The 25779-nt window shown below is 44.7% G+C and carries 27 protein-coding genes and 1 tRNA gene; 12 read left to right on the forward strand and 16 right to left on the reverse strand.

Annotation, left to right across the window (positions count from 1 at the left end; genetic code table 11):
* Window positions 1–30: 30 nt before the first annotated feature.
* Window positions 31–2229 (reverse strand): diguanylate cyclase domain-containing protein, encoded by a 2199-nt coding sequence (locus tag ACMQ5W_RS18095; RefSeq protein ID WP_419026364.1) that lies wholly within the window; start codon window positions 2227–2229, stop codon window positions 31–33.
* 207 nt (window positions 2230–2436) lie between these two features.
* Between ACMQ5W_RS18095 and ACMQ5W_RS18100 the strand changes: the two genes are divergently transcribed.
* From ACMQ5W_RS18100 to ACMQ5W_RS18115, 4 genes are all read left to right on the forward strand, one after another.
* Window positions 2437–2805: a helix-turn-helix domain-containing protein gene (locus ACMQ5W_RS18100; protein ID WP_419026365.1), complete on the forward strand. Its 369-nt coding sequence runs from the start codon at window positions 2437–2439 to the stop codon at window positions 2803–2805.
* Window positions 2806–2941: 136 nt separating this feature from the next.
* The gene (locus tag ACMQ5W_RS18105) at window positions 2942–3862 is read left to right on the forward strand and encodes an ABC transporter substrate-binding protein (protein WP_419026366.1); all 921 of its coding nucleotides are present in this window, start codon (window positions 2942–2944) and stop codon (window positions 3860–3862) included.
* Window position 3863: 1 nt separating this feature from the next.
* A complete protein-coding gene (locus ACMQ5W_RS18110) occupies window positions 3864–4892 on the forward strand; it encodes a FecCD family ABC transporter permease (protein ID WP_419026367.1) in 1029 nt (342 codons plus the stop codon).
* Window positions 4893–4894: 2 nt separating this feature from the next.
* Window positions 4895–6136, forward strand: coding sequence for an ABC transporter ATP-binding protein (locus ACMQ5W_RS18115; RefSeq protein WP_419026368.1), 1242 nt, complete (start codon window positions 4895–4897; stop codon window positions 6134–6136).
* Between the two features lie 18 nt (window positions 6137–6154).
* Here the strand turns inward: ACMQ5W_RS18115 and ACMQ5W_RS18120 are convergent, their stop codons facing one another.
* Window positions 6155–6793: a type 1 glutamine amidotransferase family protein gene (locus tag ACMQ5W_RS18120; RefSeq protein WP_419026369.1), complete on the reverse strand. Its 639-nt coding sequence runs from the start codon at window positions 6791–6793 to the stop codon at window positions 6155–6157.
* Between the two features lie 112 nt (window positions 6794–6905).
* Between ACMQ5W_RS18120 and ACMQ5W_RS18125 the strand changes: the two genes are divergently transcribed.
* The gene (locus ACMQ5W_RS18125; protein ID WP_419026370.1) at window positions 6906–7841 is read left to right on the forward strand and encodes a helix-turn-helix transcriptional regulator; all 936 of its coding nucleotides are present in this window, start codon (window positions 6906–6908) and stop codon (window positions 7839–7841) included.
* Window positions 7842–7858: 17 nt separating this feature from the next.
* On the opposite strand, the gene ACMQ5W_RS18130 is transcribed toward ACMQ5W_RS18125, so the two are convergent.
* The 10 genes from ACMQ5W_RS18130 to ACMQ5W_RS18175 form a co-directional block, all read right to left on the reverse strand.
* Complete coding sequence (locus ACMQ5W_RS18130) at window positions 7859–8488, reverse strand: hypothetical protein (RefSeq protein WP_419026371.1); 630 nt, start codon at window positions 8486–8488, stop codon at window positions 7859–7861.
* Entirely contained in the window at window positions 8397–8864 is a 468-nt protein-coding gene (locus tag ACMQ5W_RS18135; protein WP_419026372.1) for a hypothetical protein, read from the reverse strand. The genes ACMQ5W_RS18130 and ACMQ5W_RS18135 overlap by 92 nt, the downstream gene beginning before the upstream one ends.
* 32 nt (window positions 8865–8896) lie before the next feature.
* A complete protein-coding gene (locus ACMQ5W_RS18140; RefSeq protein WP_419026373.1) occupies window positions 8897–9148 on the reverse strand; it encodes a hypothetical protein in 252 nt (83 codons plus the stop codon).
* Window positions 9149–9219: 71 nt separating this feature from the next.
* Window positions 9220–10443, reverse strand: coding sequence for an ABC transporter permease (locus ACMQ5W_RS18145; protein WP_419026374.1), 1224 nt, complete (start codon window positions 10441–10443; stop codon window positions 9220–9222).
* A 75-nt stretch (window positions 10444–10518) separates the two neighbouring features.
* On the reverse strand, window positions 10519–11856 hold the full coding sequence (locus ACMQ5W_RS18150) for an ABC transporter permease (protein ID WP_419026375.1): 1338 nt from the start codon (window positions 11854–11856) through the stop codon (window positions 10519–10521).
* 57 nt (window positions 11857–11913) lie between these two features.
* Window positions 11914–12552, reverse strand: a complete 639-nt coding sequence (locus ACMQ5W_RS18155; protein WP_419026376.1) for an ATP-binding cassette domain-containing protein — start codon at window positions 12550–12552, stop codon at window positions 11914–11916.
* A gap of 136 nt (window positions 12553–12688) precedes the next feature.
* Complete coding sequence (locus ACMQ5W_RS18160; RefSeq protein ID WP_419026377.1) at window positions 12689–13444, reverse strand: ABC transporter permease; 756 nt, start codon at window positions 13442–13444, stop codon at window positions 12689–12691.
* Window position 13445: 1 nt separating this feature from the next.
* Window positions 13446–14387, reverse strand: a complete 942-nt coding sequence (locus tag ACMQ5W_RS18165; RefSeq protein ID WP_419026378.1) for an ATP-binding cassette domain-containing protein — start codon at window positions 14385–14387, stop codon at window positions 13446–13448.
* Window position 14388: 1 nt separating this feature from the next.
* Entirely contained in the window at window positions 14389–14844 is a 456-nt protein-coding gene (locus tag ACMQ5W_RS18170) for a GyrI-like domain-containing protein (RefSeq protein ID WP_148491777.1), read from the reverse strand.
* 4 nt (window positions 14845–14848) lie between these two features.
* Complete coding sequence (locus tag ACMQ5W_RS18175; protein WP_419026379.1) at window positions 14849–15706, reverse strand: AraC family transcriptional regulator; 858 nt, start codon at window positions 15704–15706, stop codon at window positions 14849–14851.
* Window positions 15707–15910: 204 nt separating this feature from the next.
* Here ACMQ5W_RS18175 and ACMQ5W_RS18180 point away from each other — a divergent pair, with 204 nt between their 5' ends.
* Genes ACMQ5W_RS18180 through ACMQ5W_RS18190 form a run of 3 tightly spaced genes read left to right on the forward strand, consistent with a single transcriptional unit; the run spans window position 15911 to window position 18032 of the window.
* Complete coding sequence (locus ACMQ5W_RS18180) at window positions 15911–16777, forward strand: hypothetical protein (RefSeq protein ID WP_419026380.1); 867 nt, start codon at window positions 15911–15913, stop codon at window positions 16775–16777.
* Window positions 16774–17409, forward strand: coding sequence for a hypothetical protein (locus ACMQ5W_RS18185; protein WP_419026381.1), 636 nt, complete (start codon window positions 16774–16776; stop codon window positions 17407–17409). The genes ACMQ5W_RS18180 and ACMQ5W_RS18185 overlap by 4 nt, the downstream gene beginning before the upstream one ends.
* The gene (locus ACMQ5W_RS18190) at window positions 17397–18032 is read left to right on the forward strand and encodes a PrsW family glutamic-type intramembrane protease (protein WP_419026382.1); all 636 of its coding nucleotides are present in this window, start codon (window positions 17397–17399) and stop codon (window positions 18030–18032) included. Before ACMQ5W_RS18185 ends, ACMQ5W_RS18190 begins: the two co-directional genes overlap by 13 nt.
* A gap of 54 nt (window positions 18033–18086) precedes the next feature.
* Here the strand turns inward: ACMQ5W_RS18190 and ACMQ5W_RS18195 are convergent, their stop codons facing one another.
* The 3 genes from ACMQ5W_RS18195 to ACMQ5W_RS18205 form a co-directional block, all read right to left on the reverse strand.
* Entirely contained in the window at window positions 18087–19088 is a 1002-nt protein-coding gene (locus ACMQ5W_RS18195; RefSeq protein ID WP_419026383.1) for a D-isomer specific 2-hydroxyacid dehydrogenase family protein, read from the reverse strand.
* A gap of 12 nt (window positions 19089–19100) precedes the next feature.
* Window positions 19101–20261 (reverse strand): pyridoxal phosphate-dependent aminotransferase, encoded by a 1161-nt coding sequence (locus tag ACMQ5W_RS18200; protein WP_419026384.1) that lies wholly within the window; start codon window positions 20259–20261, stop codon window positions 19101–19103.
* 61 nt (window positions 20262–20322) lie between these two features.
* On the reverse strand, window positions 20323–21819 hold the full coding sequence (locus ACMQ5W_RS18205) for an alanine/glycine:cation symporter family protein (RefSeq protein ID WP_419026385.1): 1497 nt from the start codon (window positions 21817–21819) through the stop codon (window positions 20323–20325).
* A gap of 446 nt (window positions 21820–22265) precedes the next feature.
* On the opposite strand from ACMQ5W_RS18205, the gene ACMQ5W_RS18210 reads away from it, so the two are divergent.
* From ACMQ5W_RS18210 to ACMQ5W_RS18220, 3 genes are all read left to right on the forward strand, one after another.
* Window positions 22266–22341: transfer RNA gene (locus ACMQ5W_RS18210), tRNA-Arg, on the forward strand.
* 124 nt (window positions 22342–22465) lie between these two features.
* Window positions 22466–23083, forward strand: coding sequence for a TetR/AcrR family transcriptional regulator (locus ACMQ5W_RS18215; RefSeq protein WP_419026386.1), 618 nt, complete (start codon window positions 22466–22468; stop codon window positions 23081–23083).
* 1 nt (window position 23084) lies between these two features.
* Window positions 23085–24488 carry an MATE family efflux transporter gene (locus ACMQ5W_RS18220; RefSeq protein ID WP_419026387.1) on the forward strand — a complete coding sequence of 468 codons (1404 nt, stop codon included), beginning with the start codon at window positions 23085–23087 and terminating at the stop codon, window positions 24486–24488.
* 116 nt (window positions 24489–24604) lie between these two features.
* Here ACMQ5W_RS18220 and ACMQ5W_RS18225 read toward each other — a convergent pair whose 3' ends face one another.
* A complete protein-coding gene (locus ACMQ5W_RS18225; RefSeq protein WP_419026388.1) occupies window positions 24605–24751 on the reverse strand; it encodes a hypothetical protein in 147 nt (48 codons plus the stop codon).
* A gap of 132 nt (window positions 24752–24883) precedes the next feature.
* Here ACMQ5W_RS18225 and ACMQ5W_RS18230 point away from each other — a divergent pair, with 132 nt between their 5' ends.
* Entirely contained in the window at window positions 24884–25771 is an 888-nt protein-coding gene (locus ACMQ5W_RS18230; RefSeq protein ID WP_419026389.1) for a LysR family transcriptional regulator, read from the forward strand.
* Window positions 25772–25779: the final 8 nt, after the last annotated feature.

Raw genomic sequence — 25779 nt, forward strand, 5'->3', positions numbered from 1 at the left:
TATCAACAGACCTGGTGTCTTATTTCTTTTCTATTTTTTCATATAAGCCGTGATGTCATAACAGGATATCAGATACGCATCTCGCTCTTCCCATTGAAATGGTTCAACATGCACTTTTGTCCATACACCATACTTCGGATTATAGACTTCCTCTATTTCCTCGTGACTCACTGGACAGTTGACACAGGGCGTCGTTCGCCCGAAAAAAGCTTCATAACAGAACATGCCCGGTTTTGCACTTTCATCCAGAAGTTTCGTTTTTTGGTTCAGATAGAACATTTTAAAGGTGCTTTGATCGATTACATAGATGTACGCGTCCTGCATATCCAATATATTTCGCAGCTGATTGACCGTCCGCTGGTCTCTTTCCAGCGCGCGCTTTTTCTGCAGGAAAGTAGAAAGCATCTGCGAAATTCTCGATAACGTCCCTACTTCTTCTTTTGTCCAAAGCCTATTTCCTGTACATTCATCAAAACCGATAAAGCCGACAAAATGGTTCTTCTCCATCATCGCGCACTGCAGAGTAGAACGGATATTCTGCTGTTCAAATAAAGCAATCTGAGCCTCCGAAGAAAGCTTGTAGATATCACGGCAGTAAAAAATCGGATCTTCTCTGAATAAGTCTGCATAAGAGTCCAGGGCGTCATAAGACATGTTCTGAAGCATCTCTTTCTCCGGCACAATTCCTTCGTTGCACCATTCGTAAGTATTGTCACAGAATTTGCCGTCTTCTGTATTTTCAAAGATGTAAGCACGGCTTACGTCGAAACGTTTGCCAACTATCTCCAGCAGCAACTGGATTGCTTCATCTGTATCGTCGGTATCGTATAAAATCTGAAACACATAGTTCACTAAATCCTCCGGTACCGTCTCTGGCGCTCTCATGTCAGAATCAATTGCTGCACCCAGGCTGGAATGATTGATGCCAGAAAACCTGCTTCTTGCCATATCTTCGTGCATTACAAAGCAGTTCTTATTGCGGCTTTTCGCCTCATACAGGGCTTGATCTGCACAACTGTACAGAGATTGAAAATCAATGCCGTCTCTGGGATACATGGAAATGCCAATGCTGCAGGTAATCTCAAATCCTCGTTTATCATTTTCAAAGAGGTGATGAAAGATGTCCAGCAGCTGCTGTGCTTTGATTTCGGCTGCCGCAGCAGAAGTGATATTCTTAACAAAGATGGTAAATTCGTCGCCGCCGATTCTGCCCACAATGTCACTCTTGCGGACAATTTTTTTCATGCCGGCGGCAATTTCTGATAATACAGCGTCTCCAAAGAGATGGCCTCCGCTGTCATTGACCAGTTTAAAATTATCTGTATCAATCATAAACAGAGCGCTGTACTCATCCGGTCTTTGTTCCAGATATGTCCTGATCTGCTTCTGTGTCTCGGCTCGATTGTATAGACCAGTGAGAGCGTCTCTTTCAGCACGCTTTCGTAGGTTTTCAATCATCCTCTTTTCTTCATCGATATCCTGAATGATACCGATGACCTTAATCAGCGCTCCTTTTTCATCGAACTGGTTGGACATGCGAACGCGGCACCACAAATAGTTCTCATCTTTGTCCCGGATGCGGAGTTCCGTTGTCAGGTACGATTTCCCCTCTTGAATCTCCTTTGATAGTTTCTGTGCTTTCAAAAGATCATCCGGATGAATATGTGCCAATTTGTAACAGCTGTCTCCTATTTCGATAGATGGCTCACAACCAAATTTCTCTTTCCAATGGGAAGAACAAAGTATTCTTTCTGTTTTGGCATCCCATTCAAACAAAATGTCAGAAGTCTGTTCCATGATAACACGGTGCCGGTCCAGAGAAAGTTCCAGTTCCTCACGAGTGTTCTCAATTTCTGTCGTTTCTACCATGATACCTAAAATCGTCTCATATTCGCCGGCATTGCCGATTGCCCTGCAGCTATCTAATATCCATTTGTAACTGCCGTCTTTGCACAGGATGCGGTAATTGCAGGCACATTTAGCATGGTCTGACAGACTTTTCCCCATCTTCGCAACTACATCTTCTTTTTCAAAAGGATGGATCATATCAATTAACCGATTATTAAAACGAGCCGCTATTTCTTCACGCGAAAATCCCACCAAATCAAAAAAATCCTGATTGGCGTTAATAATCGTAAAATATTTGTCATGCAGGCAACGGTATACGCTGCCTGGAATGTGTTTAAAAAGATCGTCATCACCTTCCAGTGATATCAGTTCATGCCTCATTACATCCTCCCGCATAAACAATTCTCCCCTACCATGATATGCTCATTCTAATCCTTTGGGGAGAAAATAGCAAGGGAGATTTTACAGAGTTCCCTTTTTTCATCATAACTAAAATAACTTCTATTTACAGTTTATTATAATATTTTTTGCTTAAATATACAATAATGTAAATAGTATATCGGGGTTGCAGTGAAAGGAATTCGCATCATGGATGATAGAGATAATGCATTTGAATTAAATTATGAAGCAATAGGACGTAGAATTAGAACTGCACGAAAAGAAGAGAAACTGACACAAGAAACTTTGGCGGAGAAAATGGATATCTCTGTCGCACATGTCAGTGGAATGGAAAACGGAAACACAGGCATAGGAATTCAAACCCTCGTCAAAGCATCTAATGTTCTGCATGTTTCCGTTGACTGGCTGCTTCATGACAATCTTGAGGACTACACAATTAATTTCGAGGCAGAAATCAGAAACATTCTCAACGGATGCAGTGATGAGCAAAAAAAAATCCTGCTCGTTCTTCTAAAAAACAATCGAAAGGCGTTAGACGAATTAGCAGAAGAAGAATAGGATCTGTTGCAAAATGAAGGCAATCTCCTGATAGCGGAGGTTGCTTTTTAGTTTTTTGCTATTGGACAAATGTCCGCCTATGCTATATAATTTTTAAATATAACAGTCGATTTTTTGATAATTTTAGGAGGAACAAATGAAAAAAATAACAGCGGTTTTTCTAATCACAGTTTTAGCTTTCGCTTTCACGGCATGTGGCTCTGGCGGAGAAGACAGCGAAGCAGAAGGAACGGCAAAAGCCTTTCCAATGACAGTGACGGACTACTTAGGAACTGAAATGGAGTTTACTGAAGCACCACAGAAAATCGCGTCCCTATCACCGAGCTGCACAGAAATACTCTTTGCTCTGGGCCTGGGTGATCAGGTAGTCGGAGTGTCTAACTGGTGCACATATCCGAAGGAAGCGCAGAACATAGAAAAGATCGGAGATACGAACAGCGGAAATGTAGAAAAAATTATAGAACTTGACGCTGACGTAGTCTTCGTATCAGGTCAGACTGCAGCAGATTCGGTATCTGCTCTCAGCGAAGCAGGGATTAACGTCTATTCTATCGGTGCTAAGGATCTGGACGGCATTTACAAGGGTATCACAGATGTCGGACAGATTACAGATACCAGCCAGAAGGCTTCCGAAATTGTCAACGATATGAAAAAAGAGGCAAAGAAAATAAAAGCAGAATTTGCTCAGTATGATAAGAAAAGTGTCTTCATCGATCTGGGTGACTTATACTCCAGCAGTAAAGAAGATTATCTGGGCAACAGCCTGGATTTAATCAATGCAGAGAACATCGCCCTCAATTTCGACTACAGCTCGCCGCAGCTTTCTGCCGAAAAGATCATCGAAGAAAATCCACAGGTTTATCTCTGTTTCTCATCAGAGAAAGAATTTGTAAAACCGGACGGATTTGATCAAATAGATGCATTTAAAAATAAAGAAGTGTATTTTATCCCTTACGAAAATCCGACTATGGACAAAATCACCAGGAACGGTCCAAGATTTTTGGAGGGTTTAGAAACGTTGGGCAAACTGATTCATACGGGAAAGTTGGACGATTAATATGAAAAAGAGGTGGATTGCCGCGAGTATTCTTTCCTTGCTGTGTGTAGCAGCAGTCATTTTAATATGTACTTTTTTTGGCGCAGCAGATATAACAATCAAAGATACTCTCATTGTATTGACAAATAAAATAACTGGGCTGCTGGGAGCTGAAGCTGATTCCTTGGGAGCAAAGAATACGATTATTTGGGACCTTCGCTTTCCAAGAAGTCTGCTGGCCTTTCTCGTGGGAGGCGCTCTCGCTCTGTGCGGCGGCGTATACCAGGCAATTTTTAAGAATCCTATGGCGGACCCTTTCGTGCTGGGAATTTCCTCTGGCGCCGCCTTTGGTGCAACCATCGGTATCATTCTGGCCATACCAGCCAGCTTCATGGGGCTGAACACCATTTCCTTTTTTGCTTTTGGCGGCGCAATCTTGGCGATATTTTTCGTATACAATATTGCCAGGGTCGGAAAGCAGGCCAACACCACATCCCTGCTGCTCTGCGGCATTGCGGTGAATCAGCTGTTGACAGCAGTCATTTCCTTTGCCATGCTGCTTTCCGCCAACCAAATGAAAAAAATATATTTTTGGACCTTAGGGAGCTTTTCCTCTAAGGGCTGGGATCACGTTTTCAATGTACTCCCCTATATCATAATCGGGCTGATTGTCATTTTCCTCTTTGCTAAGGAACTGGATATTATCGTGTTGGGTGATGAGACCGCGATACGCTTTGGCATCGACGTTGAAAAAAATAAGAGAATTCTCTTTGTCGTAACATCCCTGGTCATGGCGTCCTGCGTTTCTGTAAGCGGTATCATCGGTTTTGTGGGTTTAGTCTCTCCCCATATCGTGCGCTTGATCTTTGGACCCGCTCATAAAAAACTGCTGCCCTTGTCTTTTCTTCTGGGTGGAATTGTCCTCTGTATCTGTGATACCATTTCCAGAAGTATCATCGCCTCTGAAATACCAGTAGGCATCGTCACGGCCATCATCGGTGCGCCGTTCTTCATCTATCTGCTAAGAGCAAAAAATACAGAGGTACTTTAATTATGGAAGAAATATTGAGATTTGAAAATGTTACTATCGGCTATGGTGAAAAAGATGTCGTCAAAGACTTTTCCTGCACCGTTAAGCATGGGGAGTTTGTTTCTCTCATCGGTCCCAACGGCTCGGGTAAATCTACCTTGATTCACGCCATCACTGGAATTGTCGGGATAAAGAGCGGCAAAGTCTACATAGATGGAAAAGATAATGCGAATCTATCAGCAAAGGAACGGGCGCAGATTACCGCCGTTGTCCCTCAGACTTTTCAGGCAGGCTTTGCATTCAAAGCCAAAGAGATTGTGGCCATGGGCAGACATCCCTTTCTCAAAAGGATGCAGTCTGAAACTGAAGAAGATTACAAGCTGATCGACCAAGCACTGGAACAGACAGGAACCCTTTCTCTGAGAGAACGAAAAATCACGCAGCTCTCTGGTGGCGAGCGTCAGAGAATTATCATCTCAGCCGCTTTAGCGCAGCAGCCTCAGCTTCTGATTTTGGACGAACCCACTAATCATTTAGATATTCAATATACCTTAGAAGTCATGCAGCTGATGCAAAAACTCAATCGTGAACAGGGGATTACCATCTTTGCGGTCCTCCACGACATCAATATGGCTGCCCGGTTTTCTGACAGGATTCTTGTTTTGAACGAGGGACGAAAAGTCAGGGACGGTCAAGTCAGCGAGATCATCAGAGAAGAAGTGCTGAAACCCGTTTATAAGATTGACCTGGTCGTGCGGGAAAATCCACTGACCAACGCCGCTGAAATCGTGCCCTTGCGCAGCAACAAAATGGCACAGAGAACGAGTAACGGAAAGCGGGTTCACATCATCTGCGGAGGCGGCAGCGGCAGTTACATCATTGAAGCTTTCCACAACAAAGGCTTTGAGGTCAGCTGCGGCGTACTCAATGTAGGCGACAGCGATTACGAATTGTGCCAATCCTTAGGAATTAAAACCGTCGCGGAGAAGCCATATTGCGAAATCAGCAGCCAATCTTTTGATGAAAACCGGCAGACTATAGAGTCTGCCGACCTGGTAGTTTTGACTGATGTAGATATCGGCAGAAGCAATTTGAAAAATATAGAAGTCCTCGAGCATCTCTCATCACAAAAGCTGTATATCGTGAGAGAAAACGCTTCTGATTATACGGGCGGTATCGGAGATAGAATCATCCGTTCACTCCTCTCTGAAGAAAGAGCCCTTTCACTGGGCAAAGATCAGTTAATGAGTATTTTAAACGAATAAGGCAGCGACAAAGAGGTATCACTTTCCGCTGTCCGATGGTAAAGTCTGCATAAGGGCAAAGAAATGTTCAGGCTCTCCGGTACTAAAATATTCATACCACGATTCCAGTGTGTCTGACCCGAATACACCTAAATGCTCAATAATTTGCTTCGCCCATAACAGAGCTCCCGTGGAGCTTGCAGTAATCAGATTACAGTCTGCTACAGATGGCTTGTCTATATAGAAACTTTGTCCTTTGTAGCTTGGCGAAACCATCTCAAGAAATCCCGGCCCGTTGCTGGTATGGGAACGCTGATCCAATAGCCCAAATTCTGCAAGTGCCGCAGTAGCTCCACAGATTGCGCACACTGCAGCTCCTAAAGAGAGGAATTCCCTTGCTTTTTCGATGATTGCACCATGTTTTTGATCGTTCCATGTATTCGCGCCCGGTAAGAGCAACAGGCTTGTTTCACTGACGACAATGTCATCGATCAGGCAGTCGGGCACAATTGTCAAGCCCCCCATTGTCCGGATTGGCTCTTTTGAACTGCTGACCGTCTTGAGGGATACGCGCGGTGCGCCCTCTTTGAAAAATCGACCAGAATTCAACTCCGCAGTAACATACCCAAGCTCCCAATCGGCCAAGGTATCAAGAACATAAACATAGATTGTAAACATAACCTTCCTCCATTTTCATTGTTGCATTGATTTGTTTGTATATTTATAGTACCATGTAATCGTTGACAACAGTATGGCAACAATATTTTAAAAAATGAATGGCGGTGAAGTGATGAAAATAGACAGGCTTGTCAGTATTATTATGATACTCCTCGATAAAGAGCGGATTAGCGCACAGGCGTTAGCGGACATGTTTGAAGTATCGCTTCGCACAATTTATCGCGACATAGATACTATCAACATGGCAGGAATTCCTATTCGCTCTACATCGGGAGTAGGCGGCGGCTTTGAAATCATGCAGCAATACAAGATTGATAAAAAAGTTTTTTCTACTGCCGACCTCTCCGCTCTCTTGATGGGGCTTTCCAGTCTTTCGGGCATGATACGAGGCGATGAACTAGCACACGCCCTCGCCAAAGTCAAGAGCTTTGTTCCCGCAGACAGCGCGAAAGACGTTGAATTAAAAGTAAATCAAATCCGTATAGATTTAAGTCCGTGGAGAGGTAACAGCAATATACAACCCTATTTAGAAATGATCCAAACAGCTTTGCAAGAAAACAAGCTGCTGACTTTTGAATATATCGCCCACCATGGGAATAGAACCGTGCGGACAGTCGAACCATATCAGCTTGTATTGAAAAACAGCCATTGGTATTTACAAGGCTATTGCCATCATAGAAATGATTTCCGCTTATTCAGACTTTCTCGCATGTCAAAGCTGCAAATGGAAGAGGAAATTTTCACACCCCGCGATTTTCAAAAACCACAGTTGGATTTTGACGATATTTGGGAAACCATGCATACGAAAATCAAAATCCGTATTCATAAGTCTGTGATGGACAGGGTGCTTGATTTTTCCTCTTATGAAGATTTTTCGCCAGACGGGGAGGAGCATTACATCGTTGATTTCCCCTTCCTAGAGAACGAATATCACTACGATATTCTTTTAAGCTTTGGAAATAAATGCGAGTGTTTAGAACCGTTACATATCCGCACCGAAATGAAACGCAGAATCCATGATATCGCTGTCCTATATGAAAACAAATGAGTGCCATTTCTTTTCAGTCAATCTAAATAAGGCATATCTCGTCTGCTGTGATAGGCGTCATTTGCTTTCATGATCTTGTGCCAGCCCAAAATGTTTCCAATGGGGTTCGTCATATTAAGCAGCAGCGCCATTGGCTTCGAGATGGCGTAAGGTTTGGCAAAATCTCTGACGTAAGTTTCATCAAAATGACCGTGTTCCTCATACCATGCGCCCAGTTCAGCAAATTTCTTTTCTAATTTGCCGAATCGTTCCGGCATGATGGCAAGTCCCGCGCATTCTCCCTTTACAACAGTTCCTAAATACCCATACTGCAATCGGTCTGCCAGTCGCTTAAAGAACCGGCTGCTGATCTCACTCTCCTTGCTTTCCGGATACCCCGACTGAATGATAAAACCGAGAGACTGTCCCTCGGACCCTTTCGGCAAGTCATATAGGAAATCTAAGGTTCTGGCGGGAATCGAATGAATGTAGTTGGGCGTGATGAAGATGACTTGTTCAAACTGGCTGATATATTGAAGCAGCTTCTGCCGGTCCTCTCCATAAATTGAGCGAATTTCACAAGGTGCTTTCATACCGCTGACAAAAGCTTTGGCTAAAATGTAACTGCCAGAATTCTGCACGTTTCCCTTGGGTGAACCATTTAGCAAAATTGTCTTCTTCTTCTTCAAATTCATAATTAAAATAGAACTCGATCGCTGGATATTTTGGATAGCGAGGCACATGCCAGGTGCCTCCTCTTTCAAAAATTGTATAGGGCAGAAAAAGCGGAATCATGCGGTCCAGCAGTGTTTTTAGCTTACTGCTGACAAATCCATATTTCAGTTGGGCAAAGATGATGACTCTGTCAGCGTTGACATAGCTTCGATAAAAGTCTTCTAAATCTTTATGGACACAGATTCCTGGGGTTTTCCACCAGCAAGTCCAACAGCCGATGCAATCTGCAATATCCATTTTCGAAAGGTCAAAACACTTGGAACCCGATGTCGTGTAGTCCCCAAATTCTCTCATAATCAGCGTATTCATCTGTTTCTCCAATTCTTATGATCATTTTGCAATCATTGATAATTCTTTCGGAAGGACTCGAAGGCTGTAATCAGCAGTTTCTTCTCTTCTTCCTCTGATAGGTAAAGTGAACCCTTGCAAATTAAGCAGGCAATGCCGTGGGTGTAGAGCCAGACATGGTAAAACAGCTCCTGTGCCTGTTCGACACTCAAACTGCTCAAAGACGCCACGCTGTCTTCAATAAACCCGAATTGGCTGGATACTTCTTTCCCGATGGCATCCGGTGTAAAGAAGCCCCACTCCATCAGTGCCTCGAATAGCTTAGGGTATTCCTTGGCGTATTGAATGTAGGCAATGCCGTAGGTAAAGAACTTCTTCAGCTCATCTTTGTCAAAATCTGTTTCGGCTTCAACCGCATAACAGGGTATGATGCCAATATAACAGATAAAAGAAGAATACCGGTTCCAATGACATACACCAACAACAGATCCGAGAACGTGATGACAATTTGAATAGAGTCAAGGGTGTTGGTTAAGCGCTCTTCTGCTGTAGCCTGCTCAAATAGAGTATTACCAACGGTTTGTGCCATGAGTGAGCTGGTAAAAAAAGATAGGCCGAAAGACAATATTGCAATAGATAACATTTCCATCATATGCTGTAAGAGAATGCTGCCCTTGCTGATCCCCATTGCCAGCATCATGCCGATTTCTGGTATGCGGTTTCTTTCCCAGAGCAGAAGGATAACCGCTAGCAAAGAAATGCTGATGACAATCAGAATCGTTACAATCGTCGTCGTCAGATCTTGCAGGGCCGTCAGCTGCAGCCTCGCATTCCGGTAATCAGCATCCTCTTTGGCGATAGTGCTGTCTTTCCAGTTGATATTAGGAATTTTTTTAATCTTGGAGACAACGGTATCCAGCTGCGCTGGGTCTCCCACGCCAAAGTCACCATACTGATAGTGATTTTTTCCATCATCAAAATACAGCTGTGAATATGTCCCTTGATCAGTAAATCCGATATTTTCATACAGCAGCTCCGGCGGCGTCATTTCAGTAGATTCCATCTCTTCTGTCGGCGTAAAAATGCCAATTATCTGCACTTTCACCTGCCGATTCAAATCGTGCTCAGCGAGAATGATATGATCACCCAGCTTTAGTGAGTTTCTATCTGCAAAATCATCGCTGATTAAAATTACATTTTTATCTGATTGCTGAATGTGACGCCCCTGAATCAGTTTAAAGCCTGATTCTGTAAAGTAGGCATCCTGTACAGAGCGGACTTGCGCAATGATTTTCCCCGTGTGTGCATCTCCTGCCAGTGGCTTAGCGGCGCCGTCCTCTTTGATTGCCAATTTACTGCCGTCTTCTCTGCGATACTCAGCCCGATAGTAGGAGCGGGCATTGAAGTCTGCCAAAACACCGGCAGTTTTCAAAATCCGCGCAACTGCAGACCCATCCAGGAAATCGTTCAGATGTGTAGCGTTGATAGTAAAGCCTCCGGTAAGTGCTTTGCGAATGTCCAGTGCCGCCTTGTCGCTGGCGGACTGGATTGACAGGCAGGTCAGCATCATCGTCGACATCATTAATAAAATTAAAAGCATTAATACGCTCTTCCCTTTTTTTCGGACAGTATACAGATATGCCCTTCTCCATAAATTCATCATTACACCACCATCCTAATTTGTCTTCGTCAGAATCTCCTTTGGAGAAAGACGCATCATAGGAATGCTGGACAGTAAAACTGCTGCGATTAAGAGAGGTATGCCAAAACTGCATACAAGCGCAAGATGCTGCGTCGTAACGATAACGCCAGTTTCCCCCAACATCCTTCCAATGCCTCCGGCGATCCCTCTGCTGCACACATAGGCCAGCGGAATACTGCACAAAGCAAGCAACATGATTTCCAAAATATATTGAAGCAAGATGGAGATCTTCGTAATTCCAGCTGCTAACAATATTCCAGTCTCATGCATCCTGCTTCTTACCCACAGCGTGAGAAGCAATGTGACAATGCACATACTGATTGCGACGATAATTATCATCAACGTACGTATCAAGGAACTGATTTTCGACATAGAATCTCCTGCGCGTTCGTAGACCTCATCATTGGCAATGAGTTCGTAATCATCCCAATCAATCCCTTTGATATCTTGCACAGCCTGCATGATCCGTTCCAGATTTTTGGGATCATTCACATAAAAGTCGGTCAAATTGCAACTCTCTTCTAAAGAGTCCTTCCCATCAGAATAGTTTTTGTTCAATGCCTCCATAGACTTCATATCGGTAAACCAGTTGTAAGAGTAACCGCCATAGAGGTCATTTAACGTCATACTGTCCAAGCTATTTTTGGGATCTTCTTCATCAGCTAAAACCTCAAAAAGTCCGACGATGGTCAAAGTTACATATGGATCATCCTCCTGCGGATTAATAACCGCAGAAATCTTATCTCCCAGTTTTAGTCCCAGCCTTTTAGCAAGCTTATCACTGATGATAATCGTGTTTTGATCTGACTTTGTAATATGCCTTCCCTCTGTGAGAGCGATTTTTCTGTTTAAAAACCAAGCCGCATATTCTGTATTTGTACAGCTATTTCCCTGAAAAAGATTTAATGGATAGTCACTGCTATCTGGATCAACATCGTTATAATCATTTCTATATGGAGTTCCGTCCTCGTCATAGAAAGCCAGAACTGTGGGAAAATTAGCATTGTACGCCTTGATCCCATCTATAGACATGATTTTTTCTATCATTTTCTTAGACAGTGGTTTGGTTTCAGCAACGTTGCTGAAATTACCCGAACCGTCATTCTCAGAATTCCCCCACCGTTCCTTTGCTTTTATAGTAAAGCCTGCACCCGTCGTTCCCCGCAGTTCACGGGATTTATTGCGCTCTGCTTCCAGCGAAGCCAGACCGCATAATACGAGAGAAGCGATGATAAAAAAGATGAGAATCAGTAATAAACTTTTTCCCCGTTTCCTTATAACGTATAGAAAAGCACGTTTACTTAAATTCATATATATTATCCCCTTTTCTTAATTAGATGACCAGCCTGCACGTCATCCTGTTTCTGTTTAATATCTGTTCAGCACTTGCAGATTTCCCTTGTGCAGCTTAAAAATAACGTCCGCCTGTTCTGCAAGTTCGTGTGAATGGGTTACCACCACCACGCACTTATTCATCTGGTGAGCACTCTGCTTTAAAATCTCCACAATCTCAGCAGCCGTATTTTCATCCAGATTGCCAGTAGGTTCATCGGCCAAAATGACAGGTGCTTCACTGGTCAGAGCACGAGCAATTGCCACGCGCTGCTGCTGACCGCCAGAGAGTTTTAGTACGTTGCGCTTTGCTTCTTCTCTCGTCAGTCCCAGTTTTTGTAAAACGGGTAAGGCAGGCAGACGAGAGGTTAAGGCTACGTTTTCCACCGGAGTAAGATAATCTATCAGATTGTAGCTTTGAAAGATAAATGAGACATGCTCCCTGCGATGTTTCATCAATCCATCCTGCTCAATATCCTGCTCTGCAAAATAGATCTTACCGCTTATGGGACTGTCTAATCCTCCCAGTAACGACAATAAGGTGGTCTTTCCACAACCTGACGGACCTAAAATCGCGTAGATTTTACCTGCTTCCAATTCTTCAGAAATACCTCTTAGTACCGGTTTTCCAGTTACATAAGCGTATTTCACGTTTTCTAATCTCATAATGCTCATAAATAAATTCCCTTCTTAATCCTTTTTAGTATATAAGAAACCATCCTCTTGTACTTGTAACAGTTTACATTCTACAAAAGGATGGTTTACCTATAGTTCTAATACAATTTACTTTTGATTTTGTTTGGCCTATTCGTCACAGACTCATTTCTCTTTTTAAGCCGCGCAGTGCGAAATAGAAACTGCCTGCGCACAGAAGGAATAATAAGATTACGATTCGCGCAAGCCCGTCCATATCGATTTCGCCTTGTAAGATTAACCCTCGCAAGATGTTTATCACATGGGTAAAAGGATTGAGATTGACAGCTATTTTCAGCGGTCCAGTCAGGGTGTCCGCTGGAAATAAGGCTGTGCTGAGGAAAAATGCCGGCAGTACGATAGCATTCATCACTGTTTCATAGATGACTTCATTTGGCAGGCGCAGACTGATTGTATAGGTCAGCCCCGCCAAGAAACATGCTGTTAAAAATACGATCAGTACGATCAAAAGCATGCCGACAAATCCCGAAGCAATTCTCACAGAGAAGAAAAGACCTGCCCCGAACAGGATTCCTACCTCAAGAAAGGTACAGAAGACAGCCTCCAGAATTTGCGCCGTGATGATGGCTGCTCTCGGTACTGGCGCAATCAAGATACGATAAAAACTGCCCTCCGCTTTCATCAGGTAATTCATAATTCCTCCGCTGCTGCAGGCGCTGAAGGAGACCAAAACGACTAGACCGGGCAATATAAATGCGGTATAATTAGGAATTCCAGCGCCTTTCATGGTCTGCCCTGCCACTGCACTATACAATACCAGCCAGAGCATAGGCTGCAAAATCGTCATGACAATGGTAAAGGCGTTATGATAACGCCATTTCATATTACGCCAAAGCAATGGTACGACACTCATGTCACTTCTCCCTCTCGCAAGTTAAATGAATAAACACCTCTTCTATAGATGGTTCTACGATTTCCAGACCTTTAAACTGTAGTTTTCTGTTCAGCAAAGCCTCCGCTGTCTGCGTTAATGCCTTTTGTCTGTCTTCTATGGGAAATTGTGCGGCATTTTCCTTCCATCGCACCGTATCAACAGAAAAAATCTCAGGCAGATGGGTCATTGCCGCTTTGGCAGAAATCCCATCCTCAAAAGACACTTTCAAGAAATTTTGTCTTAAATACCTGCGCAAATCCTTTGGCCTTCCCTGGGCGGCTTCCTTGCCGTCTCGGATAATGCAGATCCTGTCGCTGAGACTGTCAGCCTCCTCCAGATAATGGGTCGTCAAAAATATGGTGGTGCCGAAATCTCTGCGTATTTTACGCATCATTTCCTGCATAGCCTGTCGTGATTGAATATCCATGCCTACTGTCGGTTCATCCAAGAATAAAATCTTTGGATCAGACATCATATTGAGGGCGATATCCAGACGTCGTCTGATACCTCCAGAGTATGAATTTACAGGATAATCTAAATATCGTTCCAGGCCAAAGGCCTCGATCAAAGCTTTCATTCGCTGCTCCGCTTCCGGCTTTGGAACTTTGTGCAGACGGCTTTGAAACATCATATTCTCACGCAGGGACAAATAAGGATCAATGGAGGTCTTCTGTGCGACACAGGCAATCTTCGAGCGGATAGAAGACGCCTCTCTGCTGACCTCCTTGCCAAACAACGCTGCTCTGCCGGATGTGGGCAGAAGGTAAGTGGTCAAAATGTTGATCAAGGTTGACTTGCCGGAGCCATTCTGTCCCAGAAGAGAAAAGATTTCCCCTTCCTCTACTGTCAGGGAGAGACCGTTCAGAGCCTGTACGCCATTGTGATACTGCTTGGTCAAGTTTTCTACAACAATCGCCTCCATCTCACTCCTCCTCAATCGGAAAGAGAATTTCCGTTATGTATTTAGCCGGATTTCCTTTGATCATCATGCCTGGTCCTTTTACGAACACCTCGCGGAAAGGCATTTGCAGTTGTAAATTGTGCTCAGCCGCATAGCGATCGATTTCTGCATAAGTATGTTGGATGGTCTCATAGGAACCGATATGGGTCGCACAGAGCGCTTTGATACGAGGCATTTCCTTCACTGCGATTCCATTACCTTTGGGCATTTCAGCCGTGGGTACACATAATTCCAAGACTCCCTGCTTGGTATCAGGATTTATTTCATAGTAACAGAAGAAAGGTGCCCCGCTTACTTTTCCGCGAATGGATTTAAAGACCTCGGGGAAAACCACGTTTGCAGCAGATGCTAGTCCTTGATAACGCATATAGGCTACGCGCACAGGTTCAATTTCTCTGATTTCTATTTGATTATTCATTTCTTTACTCTCCTTCTTTTTTAATCGCTATCCAGACCTCCGTATGGCCTTTTCGGTCCTCATTGAGGGGATACACCTCTATATTGGGAAGTTCCGTGTAAGTGTAACCGGAGAAGGGCAGCCATTCTGTCAAAAAGCGCCTGAAAACGCTCTGCACCGTTTCTTTGAAATGGCCCTCGTTTTCAAACACGGCCCAGGTTGCCGCAGGAATTTCAAGTGCATGCATGCCAGGTGGAACTGGCAGATCTGTAGCTGCCGCGATATAGTAATACATTTTGCCAGAGTTCTGATATTCTGTAATCCCCAAAACCCCTTCTGGCAGTCGATTAGACAAATGACAGATTTCTTGAAAACTGCTGCCTTGCAAGATCTCTTCCCAAAATCCCGGCACTTTTTTTTGATTTTCCTCCATGTCATCTGTAAGCGGCATCCGAATGCCGACCACTCTCATAGTTTCTTTTTCTTCAATTTTATATGGCATTACGCTACCTCCTGTAATAGCTACTGAAAATTTAATGGGCGGATAGGCGTTGATCCGCATTCCCTGGCTTTTGGCTGCCGTTGGAGAAATTCCGTGTACAGCCTGAAACGCCCGGTTAAAAGCAGTTGGGGAGGTATAGCCGTATTTCAGAGCGATATCGATCACTTTGACACCTCTGTGCTGCAGGTCGAAAGCTGCCTGGGTCATACGGCGGCGGCGAATGTAGTCTGACAAAGATATTCCAGCCACATAGGAAAACATGCGCTGAAAATAGTTAGTAGAACAGCAGGCGATTTCTGCCGCTCTATCATAAGAAATTTCGTCATCCAGATGTTGCTCGATATAAGCGATTGCATCGCTCAGATTTTTTAACCATTCCATACTTCCTACCTCCTGAAACCATCATACTGCATGTGGCTTGTGATTTCCTCGCTTTTGGTGCGCTCTTTTGTAAACATTATTCTACCACAATCCGTCACATACTAGCCAATCGGATAGGGCAAAACTCGGTGATTTCCCTTGGGACGTTTTGCCAGCTGTTACGTATATCATTTTGATGGAAGATTTTTGAAAGGAGAAATCAGAATGATAAAATCTAAAAAGTTCATGATAGCCTTTTTGGTTCTGGTGCTGATTCCGTTGTTCACGCTTCGGATTTACGCATCAGAAAGTGATGATCTGAAGACTCTGCAGCAAAATCTGCGGCAGGCCATTACAGCAGCGGAACAGATTGCAGACGCTCTCAACGAGAAGAAATCTGTAGATACGGTAGCTGGAATGATTCGGAATATCGAGGAAATCGATACTTCCGTATTGGGAGATACGCAGGACGCACCCAAAACCGGCACCATGGTGAGCGGAGCTGATTCCGGTGATTCTGTGCAGGCGATGTTCGCGAAGTTGCAGCTGGAACTTGCCAATGCAGTCAAGAATGATGCCGTGCAGCAGATTGACAAAGTCACTGCTGCTCAAAAGGAGCAACAGCGTGCTTCTCAATATCTGGAACAGGCTCGTAAACTGCTGACGCAGGCAGAAGCGGAGCCTATCTCCTTGCCGGGAGAATTGCAATACTACATGGAAGAAAAGGGGCTCTCTTACCCTGCAGCAGAATCCGGCTATTACACCACTGATGATTTTGAAAAAATCATCAGTACACTGCAGTCCTATTCGGAAAAACTAGGAACTGACATACAGTCTCAAATGGTATCCGTGCAGGATTTCATGGGGCAATACAATTCTTATCTGCAGAACGCCAATGCCTCCATACAAAACACTGCGAAATCTTTGGATTCGGTATCCCGCGGTCAAAGTCTCTTCTCGTCTGAGGCAGGAGGCGTAAACGCAGCGCCGATTGCTGTCAGCGTTTTGGTCGGTGTACTTTTGGGTATGCTCGTCATGTGGCTCATTATAAAGAAACGAATGAAAAAACAGAGTCAGGAGGAATCAGTATGACAGGGTTTCAGGCAGCAGCGGCACTGATTTCCGTAGGCTATGGAGCCTTTGCCTGCCTACGGCGGCATCAGCCTCTGTTCTTTAAAATTCTATTATACGGCCTCATCAGTTACCTTTTCGGTGCATTGTTCGTCACCAGCTACCAAGCAGTCCACGGAATCCAGCCCGCCGGATTCCACGTGGGCTATTTTGGTCATATCGGCTGTTATTTCTTTCTGCTCTCTTCCTACTATGGCGCGATGGATCGTCTGGCCGACGGCGGAGAAAAAGAATATCGCAGAATCAGGCTGGCTGCAGCTATACCGCTGGTCATTCCCACAGGATTTTTGGTTCTCAGTATTGTGAATGCCGGTCTGGCAGCCAGCCTTCCTTTTCTGTTTTTGGTCCTCCCCATGACTCTGACCCTCTATTTTGCGGTCAAGCACCTGGTCTTTCCCGATGTGGAACTGGGTATCATCCGCGTCATGCGGCCTTACAACGTCTGCGCCATATTCTTTTGTATGACAGAACTGTTCAGCCACTTTGTTTTTTTCCCCGAAAGTGTGAGGCGGATTGCAGCGATTCTCTCCTGTCTCCTGTTGATTTTATTACTGCCGCTAGCTGAAAAGGGGGTGCGCAAATGGTTTATATAGTTTTCTCCTGCCTGAGCATTCCTCTGCTTTTGATGCTCCCTCTGCTGGAATCCCGTTCCCGCTGGATGATCGGCTTCTTCCTGCTCGGTGCTTTCACCGCCTTGGCCGCTTATGAAATCAACACCATCGCTTTTCCTCTTTCGGGTCTGGATTCTCGCAGCTTCGCAGAGAAGATTCCGCCCATGGTAGAAGAATTGTTAAAAGCTTTACCGGTACTCTGTTATGCCCTGCTATTGGACGACAGCCGCAAGAGGGTGCTTCCCATCGCCATGGCCGTAGGCATCGGTTTCGCTGTACTGGAAAACACTGTCCTTCTCGTAGAATATCTGGACGGTGTCACCCTCGCCTGGGCAGTGGCAAGAGGTTTTTCCGCCAGCCTGATGCACGGTCTTTGCACGGTCACCATCGGCACCGGCATCTGCTATGTGAAAAAACAAAAAAAACTCTTCTATACCGGTACCTTTGGCTTACTCTCCATTGCGATCACCTTACATGCCCTTTTTAATCTGCTGATTCAATCCTCTTATGATTTTGTCGGCATGGTAATGCCTCTGGCACTTTATGCCCTGCTCCATATCCTGCAAAAAGGCAAACGGTTGAAACTGCCATTTTTATCTTATTAAACCATAACAAAACAGGCGTATTGCTGATAAAACCTTACGTCTGTTTTGTTCTTTTCAAATACCTTTTTGTATCAGATCTGCTTCTAACTGGTTGACCTCTCCCGCTTCAAAAGCTCTCACGGACTCGAACACGCATCTGCACATGTCGGAAACCGCTTCATCTGTATAGAATGCCGTATGGGGAGAAAGGATGACGTTTGGAAAGCTTTTCAGAATGGCCATCTGCCTATTGGATATGACGTCACCGGATCGGTTGAGAAAATACAGACCGGCTTCGTCTTCCAGCACATCCAGTGCGGCGCCGCCTACTTTACCGGACTCAATGCCCTCGATCAGTGCGTCACTGTCCACCAAAGTCCCTCTGGCCGCATTGATAATCATGGCCCCCTCTTTCATTGTCTCAATGGTTTCCTGATTAATCAGATGGTAATTCTCCGTTGTCGCCGGCGTGTGGAGGGTGATGATGTCTGACTGGGCAAGTAACCCTGCTAATGACACATATTTTGCCTTCGCTGCCACTTCTGGATTTTCATAGAGATCATAAGCCAGCATTTTGCAGCCAAAACCGGCAAGATGTTTAATCACCGTTTTGCCGATTCTGCCAGTGCCGATGACGCCCACGGTACAGCCTGACAGTTCTCTGCCCATCTTGCCTTTAAATGAATAGTCCTGCAGCTCTGCTCTTTTCATAATGTGGGCAAACCTTCTGCAGACCATCAGCATCAACATAATAGTGTAATTGGCGACACTGTCTGGAGAGTAATGCGAATGACCGACACGAATACCCAGTTCCCTGCACTTTTGCAAATTGATATGATCTGTGCCGATGCTTCTGGTCAGGATATACTTGACACCATTTTCAGCAAAGGCCGCCAGTATCTCGTCAGTACATTCCGAAGCGAGAATGGAAACTGCCTCATGTCCTTTGACCATGGGAATGTTCTCCACGGTCTGATAATCGTCATAACCCGTATAAGAAAACCCATATTCCTGTGCCAGTTGATCAAAGAAAAACTTTTCGTCATATTCTCTTAAATTATAAATAAATATTTTCACTTCAATCCACCTCTATTTCTTGCCAAACATGCGCTTTAGACGTTCAAGACCTTCTCTGATCGTTTCTTCGCTGGAGGCATAGGAAAAACGCAGATACCCCTCTCCGCTGTCTCCAAAAGCACTGCCCGGTGTTGTAAGCACCTGCACTCGGTCAAGAATCTTGACAGCCAGTTCCTGCGAGGAGACTCCAAAGCTTTTTACATTTGGGAAAACGTAAAAAGCGCCCCCTGGTTTGATGCAGGAGAAACCCTGTACTTGATTCAGACCTTCAACCAGGATATCCCGCCGTCTTTCATACTGCCTGCGCATCTTTTCTACAGGTTCCTGCGGTCCCGTAATCGCTTCGCAGGCTGCTACCTGGCAGGCCGCTGTCACGCTGGAGCCCATGCTCTCCTGAAGCAGAGTCATCTGTTCCCTCACTTGCGCAGGTGCTACCACGTAACCGATTCTCCAGCCAGTCATAGCATAGGACTTGGAGAAACTGTTTATGGTGATAACCAGATCTTTCATCTCCGGAATAGATCCAATACTGAAGTGCTTTTGTTCGTCGTAAATGATGGCTTCGTATGGTTCATCCGAAATGACGATCAAATCGTGTTCCAGCGCAACCGCTGCAATCTGCCTGATATCCGTCTCTGTCAATACTGCGCCGGTAGGATTGCACGGCGAATTCAAGATGATCGCCTTTGTCTTAGGGGTGATTTTCCTTTTAATATCTTCTGCTGTCACTCTAAAGCCGTTCTCTTCGCAAGTACGGACGATGACAGAAGTGCCGCCGGCCATGTGAATATATCCAAAGTAGTTTGGAAAGCATGGTGTGGGCACGATTACTTCATCTCCTGGTTCCAGAATGGTCTCCATGGTCAGAAGGAGCGCCTGGCCCGCACCAAAGGTAATGTGTATGTTCTCTTCTGTTACGTAATCCATCCCATTATACTTTCTCATCTTCTCCGCTAAAGCACCGAGAAGAGGCACGATACCTTGGTTAGCGACATATTTTGTCCACCCCTCATCCAAGGCGCTGCGACCAGCGTCGATGATATTTTTCGGCGTTGGGAAATCTGGCTCTCCAAGTCCAAAACTTAAAACGTTGTCATACTTAGCGGCCAAAACCGTCATGGCTCTGATTCCGGAAGCCGGCATTGTCAGAGCACTTTTACTCATTTGCATCATACTTATATTCTCCTTTTGAAATGCAGAGCTGCCGGTCGGCAGCCCTGCTTGATTGATCGTGCTATTTTCCCTTTGGTAAAAAGTTCGGGTCACTTGGCAGTTCCCCTGACAGATATCGGTCGCGGATACCCCGCCATGTTTCGGTGCCAGGCCAGTTAAACTTGTCCGGATCAAAGATCGGATCTTTTCCAGCTTTCTTCTGTTCCTCAAAGTCCAGAAGCAGCTTTCTAGCTATCGGCAGACAGGTGATGAGGAAAATCATATTGCCCCAGGTGATCAGTCCGATTCCTACATCGCCAAAAGCCCATGCAGTCGTACTCTCAATGACACCGGCATATACGACAAATGCCAGGAACAAGATTCTAAGCCCCATGGTCGCCCACTTTGGTGTAGCGCCTTTGAAGAAGAACGTTAATGTCGATTCACAATTGTACATCTGGTTCATACAAGTGGTGAATGCGAAGAATACGAGAGCGATGGAAATGAATCCAGGTCCCCAGGAAAATACTGTGCCAATGGCTGCCTGAACCCATGGGGCACCAGGGTCTGCGTTTGCACCGAGGATGCTTGACTGAATCAGGAACTCGCCGGATTCGCCTACGCAGTTGAATACGTTAGTCAGAATCATGATGATTCCTGTTGCAGTGCAGACAAAGAGAGTATCGATGTACACGGAAAAGGCCTGGACCAAACCCTGTTTAGCAGGATGAGATACTTCTGCAGCACCGGCAGACGGTGTTGCCGTGGACATGCCTGTTTCTGAGGAATAAACGGCTCTCTTCGTTCCCCAGATAACCGCACTTCCCAGTGCACCGCCAAAGACAGATCCCGGTGTGAAGGCAGATTTGAAAACCAATCCGAAAGCCGCCGGTACGCTCGTAATGTTCAGCGCTAAAATAATCAGCGCAACAATGATATAAGCAGCTGCCATGACAGGCACGACGATTTCGGCAAAACGTCCAACTCTCTTTGAACCGCCGAAAGTGATGTAAGCAACGAGGGCTGCCATAACGACTGCCGTCACCCACACTGGGACGTTAAAGGAAGTGTTCAGTGCTTGTGCGCAGGCATTAGCCTGCAGGCAGTTTTGTGTCATGGCTTCTGCTGCGATGAAAATGACGCCATAAATCAGACCAAAGGCTCTGATATTGAACCGCTTGCCAAAGTAGTAAGCGGCGTTGCCGCGATACTCCCCATCTCTCACTTCCTTATAAAGCTGTGACATAGAGCATTCGATGAAGGATGTCGCTGCGCCAAAGATGGCCACCATCCACATCCAGAAAAGCGCCCCCGGCCCGCCAAAACAGATTCCTGTAGCGACGCCGGCAATGTTGCCGGTTCCTACACGTCCGGCGATAGCCAGGCAAAAAGATTGGAACGAAGAAAGCCCCGTATCGGAAGACTTGCTTCCAAATAACATTTTTACCATGATCTTAATATGACGCACCTGCGGCGCTCTCAAAACGATGGTGAAAAGCAGTCCACCGCCCAGGCAGAGGATTGGTAAAGGTGTCGCCCACAAAATGTCGTTCAATGTGGTTACGATGGAATGAAACATAACTTAACCTCCTAATTAAATGATAATTGCTGGTACCAGATTGATAACGGACGACATAGAAAACAGCAATAAGCGTGCCAAAGGAAAGTCATCGCCATACCTATAATCGGTTCGTTTTAAGCCAGCAGTTGCATTTACTGGATTGGAGATTATTCAAAATATTTTTAATACTCCCGGATTGGTTCACGGAAGCAGCTAATTCTTTCATCAAGACGAAAAATTTGAGTGATTCCTTTTTGCATCAAAAGTGCAGGGCTGCATAAAAGCAATATAAAAAACACAAACCCTAGTCTTATTCTGATGATCACTTCCCTACATAAATGCACAAGTATGTGAAAGGGAACTTTTCTTTTTGTGTAAGTTGTGGTATAATAGTTTCACGGTCTTGCGGTATTGTCGCAATGCTCTTTGTATCGGTTATATCCAAGAACGACACAATCCAATATGCGCCTATAGCTCAGGGGATAGAGTGGCACACTCCGAATGTGAAGGTCGCAGGTTCGAATCCTGTTAGGCGCACCAAAAAGATAGGCTTCTGCCTATTTTTTTTTGCGCTGGAGTTCGCTTTTAAAAATTGACCATAAGGTCTATTTATGTTATACTGAAAATTGACCACAAGGTCTATTTTATTAAGGAGTATTACTTTATGAAAAGAGAAGAGAAAAACCAGCAGACTCGCCGGCGAATCATGGACAGCGCATTGAATGAATTTTCAAGAAAAGGGTATGGAGCCAGCTCTATTAACAATATCTGCGCTGCACAGGGAATATCAAAAGGAATTATTTATCATTATTTTGAGACAAAGGATGCTCTGTTTTTAGCTTGTATCGAGGAGTGCTTTCGTTTGCTCACCGATGAAATCAACGTGAAAATGCAGAAAACACAGGAAAACCTCGAGCAAGGCCTAGAGGAATATTTTGCTGTCCGCATGTCTTTTTTCCGTGAGCATCCAGTTTACCAGCGTATCTTCTGCGAGGGAATTATCACACCACCTGCCCATTTACGGGCAGAAATACAGACGATAAAGCAGGCGTTTGACAATTTAAATATAACTATTATAAAACGACTGCTAAAGCCCGTTCCTCTAAGGTCTGCAGTTACACAGGACGAAGTGATTGAGATGTTTCGCGAATTCCAGGATTTTATCAATGCCCGTTACCAAATGAACGACATCGATAGGTTAGAATTTGAAATGCGAGAAAGATACTGCCAAAAAGCGTTAAACATCTTGCTTTATGGCGTTATTGAAAGGAGCGATCACTAATATGTCTGAAAAAGCACTCCAAACACAATTTGTTTTAGAAGATCTGTCTCCTTCAAAATCAATTATAAAATTAGCGATTCCTGCTACCTTGGCACTATTAGCGAAGGCAGTCTATAACTTGGTAGACACTGCCTATATTGGAATGCTGCATTCCGACATCGCGTTGACCGCCGTCGGTGTCACGGTTCCGATATTACTTATCATGGTTTCGATTGAGAATATTTTTGCTGCCGGTGCTGCCGTTTTAGCGGGGCGGCAGTTGGGTGCTAAGGATAATGATGGCGCTAGTCACACAGTTACAACGATTGTTGGCATCTCTGTGGTGATTGGTGCGCTGCTGTGTGCAGGGGGCATCATTTTTATCGAACCTTTAATGTGCGCCTTTGGAGCCTCGCAGGCGTCTCTGCCATTGGCCAAAGACTACGCTTTTTGGATGTTCATAGCTGCCTTGGCTAATTTACCTGCTCAAAGCATGAATTGTGCTGCACGAGCCGAATCTTCCGTCAAGGTTTCCTCTATTGCCGTCATTTCTGGCACGTTGATCAATGTCATTTTAGATCCGATTTTCATGTTTGACTGGGGATTGGATATGGGAGTGGAGGGAGCCTCTTTAGCCACTACAGTATCTCAATTTGTCACCTTCTTTATTTTAGTTTGGTTTTACGCCAGCGGACGATCCATCATAAAAATCAAGGTTAAAGCGTTTCAACTCACTTGGGAATTAATGAAGAGTGTTACAGTCATCGGCATCCCTACAGCAATCATCCAAATTTGTCTTTCCGCTGCCGCCTCACTTACAAATATAGCCGCTGCTTCACTACCTCAATCGGATGAGATTATTGCTGCATTCGGGATTGTCCAACGATTGATACTGATTGGCTGCTATGTCGTTATGGGGTTCATGCAGGGATATCAGCCTGTAGCCTCTTACGCATTCGGCGCAAAGAACGAAGACAGATTTCATCAGTCGGTTCGTTTTGCGCTAAAGGGTTCACTGATACTGACCGTTCTAGTAGCAACAGTCTATATCGTGCTGGCGAGACCATTCATCTTACTGTTCAATCAAAATCCGATTATTGTAAACTACGGAAGATGGCTGCTTATTTCTCAAGTAGCTTTATACCCGGCCTTTGGACTGTGTTATATGATGACAATCACCTATCAGACTATCGGCGCATCACTGTATGGTTTGTTCCTCTCCTTGATTCGTCAAGGGCTGTTCTATATGCCGTTTATTCTGTTTCTTCCAAAGATATTCGGCGTAGTCGGTATTTACTTTTCACAGCCGGCAGCTGACCTTTTGACGATATTTGTTTGTCTCATTTCAATGAAATCCATGAAACATATCGCATCAGTCAGCATGGGAAACCTTCAAAACACAGGTCATATGATGAAAGGGAAATAGGAAATTGACTATGCAGGGGTTTCACAAAACCAAAAGAAAACTCCCATACCATGAAGGTACGGGAGCAATCTTATATCTTTTATCTAAATTATCTAGTCATTACATATTTTATCAGTCTAATCATTTGCCAGGTCATTGATCAGGTATTTTTCCCATGGCATCGTAACATCTTCAGGTCTTCTCTGATAGTTTTCTAAGATGGAGCTATTCTGTTCTGCATGGTTCTCCTGGAGTTCTTTTATAATTCTATTGATTGCCTTCATATCTGACACCTCCTATTCATTTCTCTATTTGTCTTTTCTTCTTGTTCATAGTATAATACATTTATCAATACATGTAAAACGAGAATTTCAGATATCAATTTGAAGAAAAACTTTTAGCCACTAGGAGGCGTCATGAATAATCCAAAATACAACGCATTTCTGAAGGTCGCAGAGATGGGCAGCATCAAACATGCCGCCGATCTTCTGGGTTATACCCAGACAGGCATGAGTTACCTGATCAATACCTTAGAAGAAGAACTGGACATCAAACTTTTTATAAGAAATTACGGTGGTACAACTCTGACCGCAGAAGGCAAAGAACTGCTTCCTTTTATCAAAGGGATCTGCAACATGGAAAATCGGCTGTACAACAAAGTCAACGAGCTAAAAAACCTGGACTCCGGCCGCCTCATCGTAGGGGCACCTGCCAGCGTACATATCAACTGGCTGCCTGGCATGATCAAAATGTATTCTGCCCTGCATCCGGGCATCGATATAGAAATCAAGTGCTGTGACGATGCCAACCTCTTGGAGGAGATGATTTACGACGGCGACATCGACTGTGGTTTTATCATCATGCCGCCAAAGAAAAAAATCGAAACTGTAGAACTGATCGACGATCCCATGGTCGCAATTCTGCCGATGAACCATCCTCTTGCCAAGGCTCCATTTTTCCCCATCGACGATCTGGACAAATATCCCTATATCGACACGACAGTCAGCACTGATTTTGAAATTCACGCGGTCTTTGCCAGCCACGGCAAAAAAGCCAACATTGCCTACCGTCTGGACAACGAATTCAGTATTCTGTCTATGGTGAGCCAGGGTTTCGGCTTCAGTCTCTATCCAGAACTGCTGCTGAAAAATATTTCATTTCCTTTCATTAAAAAAAGGCTGGAAATTCCAGCCTTCAGAACCATCGCCTTTGCCGTCAGATCAAAAGCGACCTCTTCTACTGCAGCGCTTAATTTCTTAGACACTGCTCAAATATGGCTGCGACTCAACGAAGGCCGCAGATGAATACATTG

The sequence above is a fragment of the Emergencia sp. genome, from assembly GCF_048465375.1.
GTDB lineage: Bacteria > Bacillota > Clostridia > Peptostreptococcales > Anaerovoracaceae > Senimuribacter.

What these genes read in the sequence shown, in the direction of transcription:
- ACMQ5W_RS18095 (WP_419026364.1), bottom strand. Translation starts at nt 2,229, where the DNA reads ATGAGGCATGAACTGATATCACTGGAAGGTGATGACGATCTTTTTAAA.
- ACMQ5W_RS18100 (WP_419026365.1), top strand. Translation starts at nt 2,437, where the DNA reads ATGGATGATAGAGATAATGCATTTGAATTAAATTATGAAGCAATAGGA.
- ACMQ5W_RS18105 (WP_419026366.1), top strand. Translation starts at nt 2,942, where the DNA reads ATGAAAAAAATAACAGCGGTTTTTCTAATCACAGTTTTAGCTTTCGCT.
- ACMQ5W_RS18110 (WP_419026367.1), top strand. Translation starts at nt 3,864, where the DNA reads ATGAAAAAGAGGTGGATTGCCGCGAGTATTCTTTCCTTGCTGTGTGTA.
- ACMQ5W_RS18115 (WP_419026368.1), top strand. Translation starts at nt 4,895, where the DNA reads ATGGAAGAAATATTGAGATTTGAAAATGTTACTATCGGCTATGGTGAA.
- ACMQ5W_RS18120 (WP_419026369.1), bottom strand. Translation starts at nt 6,793, where the DNA reads ATGTTTACAATCTATGTTTATGTTCTTGATACCTTGGCCGATTGGGAG.
- ACMQ5W_RS18125 (WP_419026370.1), top strand. Translation starts at nt 6,906, where the DNA reads ATGAAAATAGACAGGCTTGTCAGTATTATTATGATACTCCTCGATAAA.
- ACMQ5W_RS18135 (WP_419026372.1), bottom strand. Translation starts at nt 8,864, where the DNA reads ATGAATACGCTGATTATGAGAGAATTTGGGGACTACACGACATCGGGT.
- ACMQ5W_RS18140 (WP_419026373.1), bottom strand. Translation starts at nt 9,148, where the DNA reads ATGGAGTGGGGCTTCTTTACACCGGATGCCATCGGGAAAGAAGTATCC.
- ACMQ5W_RS18145 (WP_419026374.1), bottom strand. Translation starts at nt 10,443, where the DNA reads ATGCTTTTAATTTTATTAATGATGTCGACGATGATGCTGACCTGCCTG.
- ACMQ5W_RS18150 (WP_419026375.1), bottom strand. Translation starts at nt 11,856, where the DNA reads ATGAATTTAAGTAAACGTGCTTTTCTATACGTTATAAGGAAACGGGGA.
- ACMQ5W_RS18155 (WP_419026376.1), bottom strand. Translation starts at nt 12,552, where the DNA reads ATGAGCATTATGAGATTAGAAAACGTGAAATACGCTTATGTAACTGGA.
- ACMQ5W_RS18160 (WP_419026377.1), bottom strand. Translation starts at nt 13,444, where the DNA reads ATGAGTGTCGTACCATTGCTTTGGCGTAATATGAAATGGCGTTATCAT.
- ACMQ5W_RS18165 (WP_419026378.1), bottom strand. Translation starts at nt 14,387, where the DNA reads ATGGAGGCGATTGTTGTAGAAAACTTGACCAAGCAGTATCACAATGGC.
- ACMQ5W_RS18170 (WP_148491777.1), bottom strand. Translation starts at nt 14,844, where the DNA reads ATGAATAATCAAATAGAAATCAGAGAAATTGAACCTGTGCGCGTAGCC.
- ACMQ5W_RS18175 (WP_419026379.1), bottom strand. Translation starts at nt 15,706, where the DNA reads ATGGAATGGTTAAAAAATCTGAGCGATGCAATCGCTTATATCGAGCAA.
- ACMQ5W_RS18180 (WP_419026380.1), top strand. Translation starts at nt 15,911, where the DNA reads ATGATAAAATCTAAAAAGTTCATGATAGCCTTTTTGGTTCTGGTGCTG.
- ACMQ5W_RS18185 (WP_419026381.1), top strand. Translation starts at nt 16,774, where the DNA reads ATGACAGGGTTTCAGGCAGCAGCGGCACTGATTTCCGTAGGCTATGGA.
- ACMQ5W_RS18190 (WP_419026382.1), top strand. Translation starts at nt 17,397, where the DNA reads ATGGTTTATATAGTTTTCTCCTGCCTGAGCATTCCTCTGCTTTTGATG.
- ACMQ5W_RS18200 (WP_419026384.1), bottom strand. Translation starts at nt 20,261, where the DNA reads ATGATGCAAATGAGTAAAAGTGCTCTGACAATGCCGGCTTCCGGAATC.
- ACMQ5W_RS18205 (WP_419026385.1), bottom strand. Translation starts at nt 21,819, where the DNA reads ATGTTTCATTCCATCGTAACCACATTGAACGACATTTTGTGGGCGACA.
- ACMQ5W_RS18215 (WP_419026386.1), top strand. Translation starts at nt 22,466, where the DNA reads ATGAAAAGAGAAGAGAAAAACCAGCAGACTCGCCGGCGAATCATGGAC.
- ACMQ5W_RS18220 (WP_419026387.1), top strand. Translation starts at nt 23,085, where the DNA reads ATGTCTGAAAAAGCACTCCAAACACAATTTGTTTTAGAAGATCTGTCT.
- ACMQ5W_RS18225 (WP_419026388.1), bottom strand. Translation starts at nt 24,751, where the DNA reads ATGAAGGCAATCAATAGAATTATAAAAGAACTCCAGGAGAACCATGCA.
- ACMQ5W_RS18230 (WP_419026389.1), top strand. Translation starts at nt 24,884, where the DNA reads ATGAATAATCCAAAATACAACGCATTTCTGAAGGTCGCAGAGATGGGC.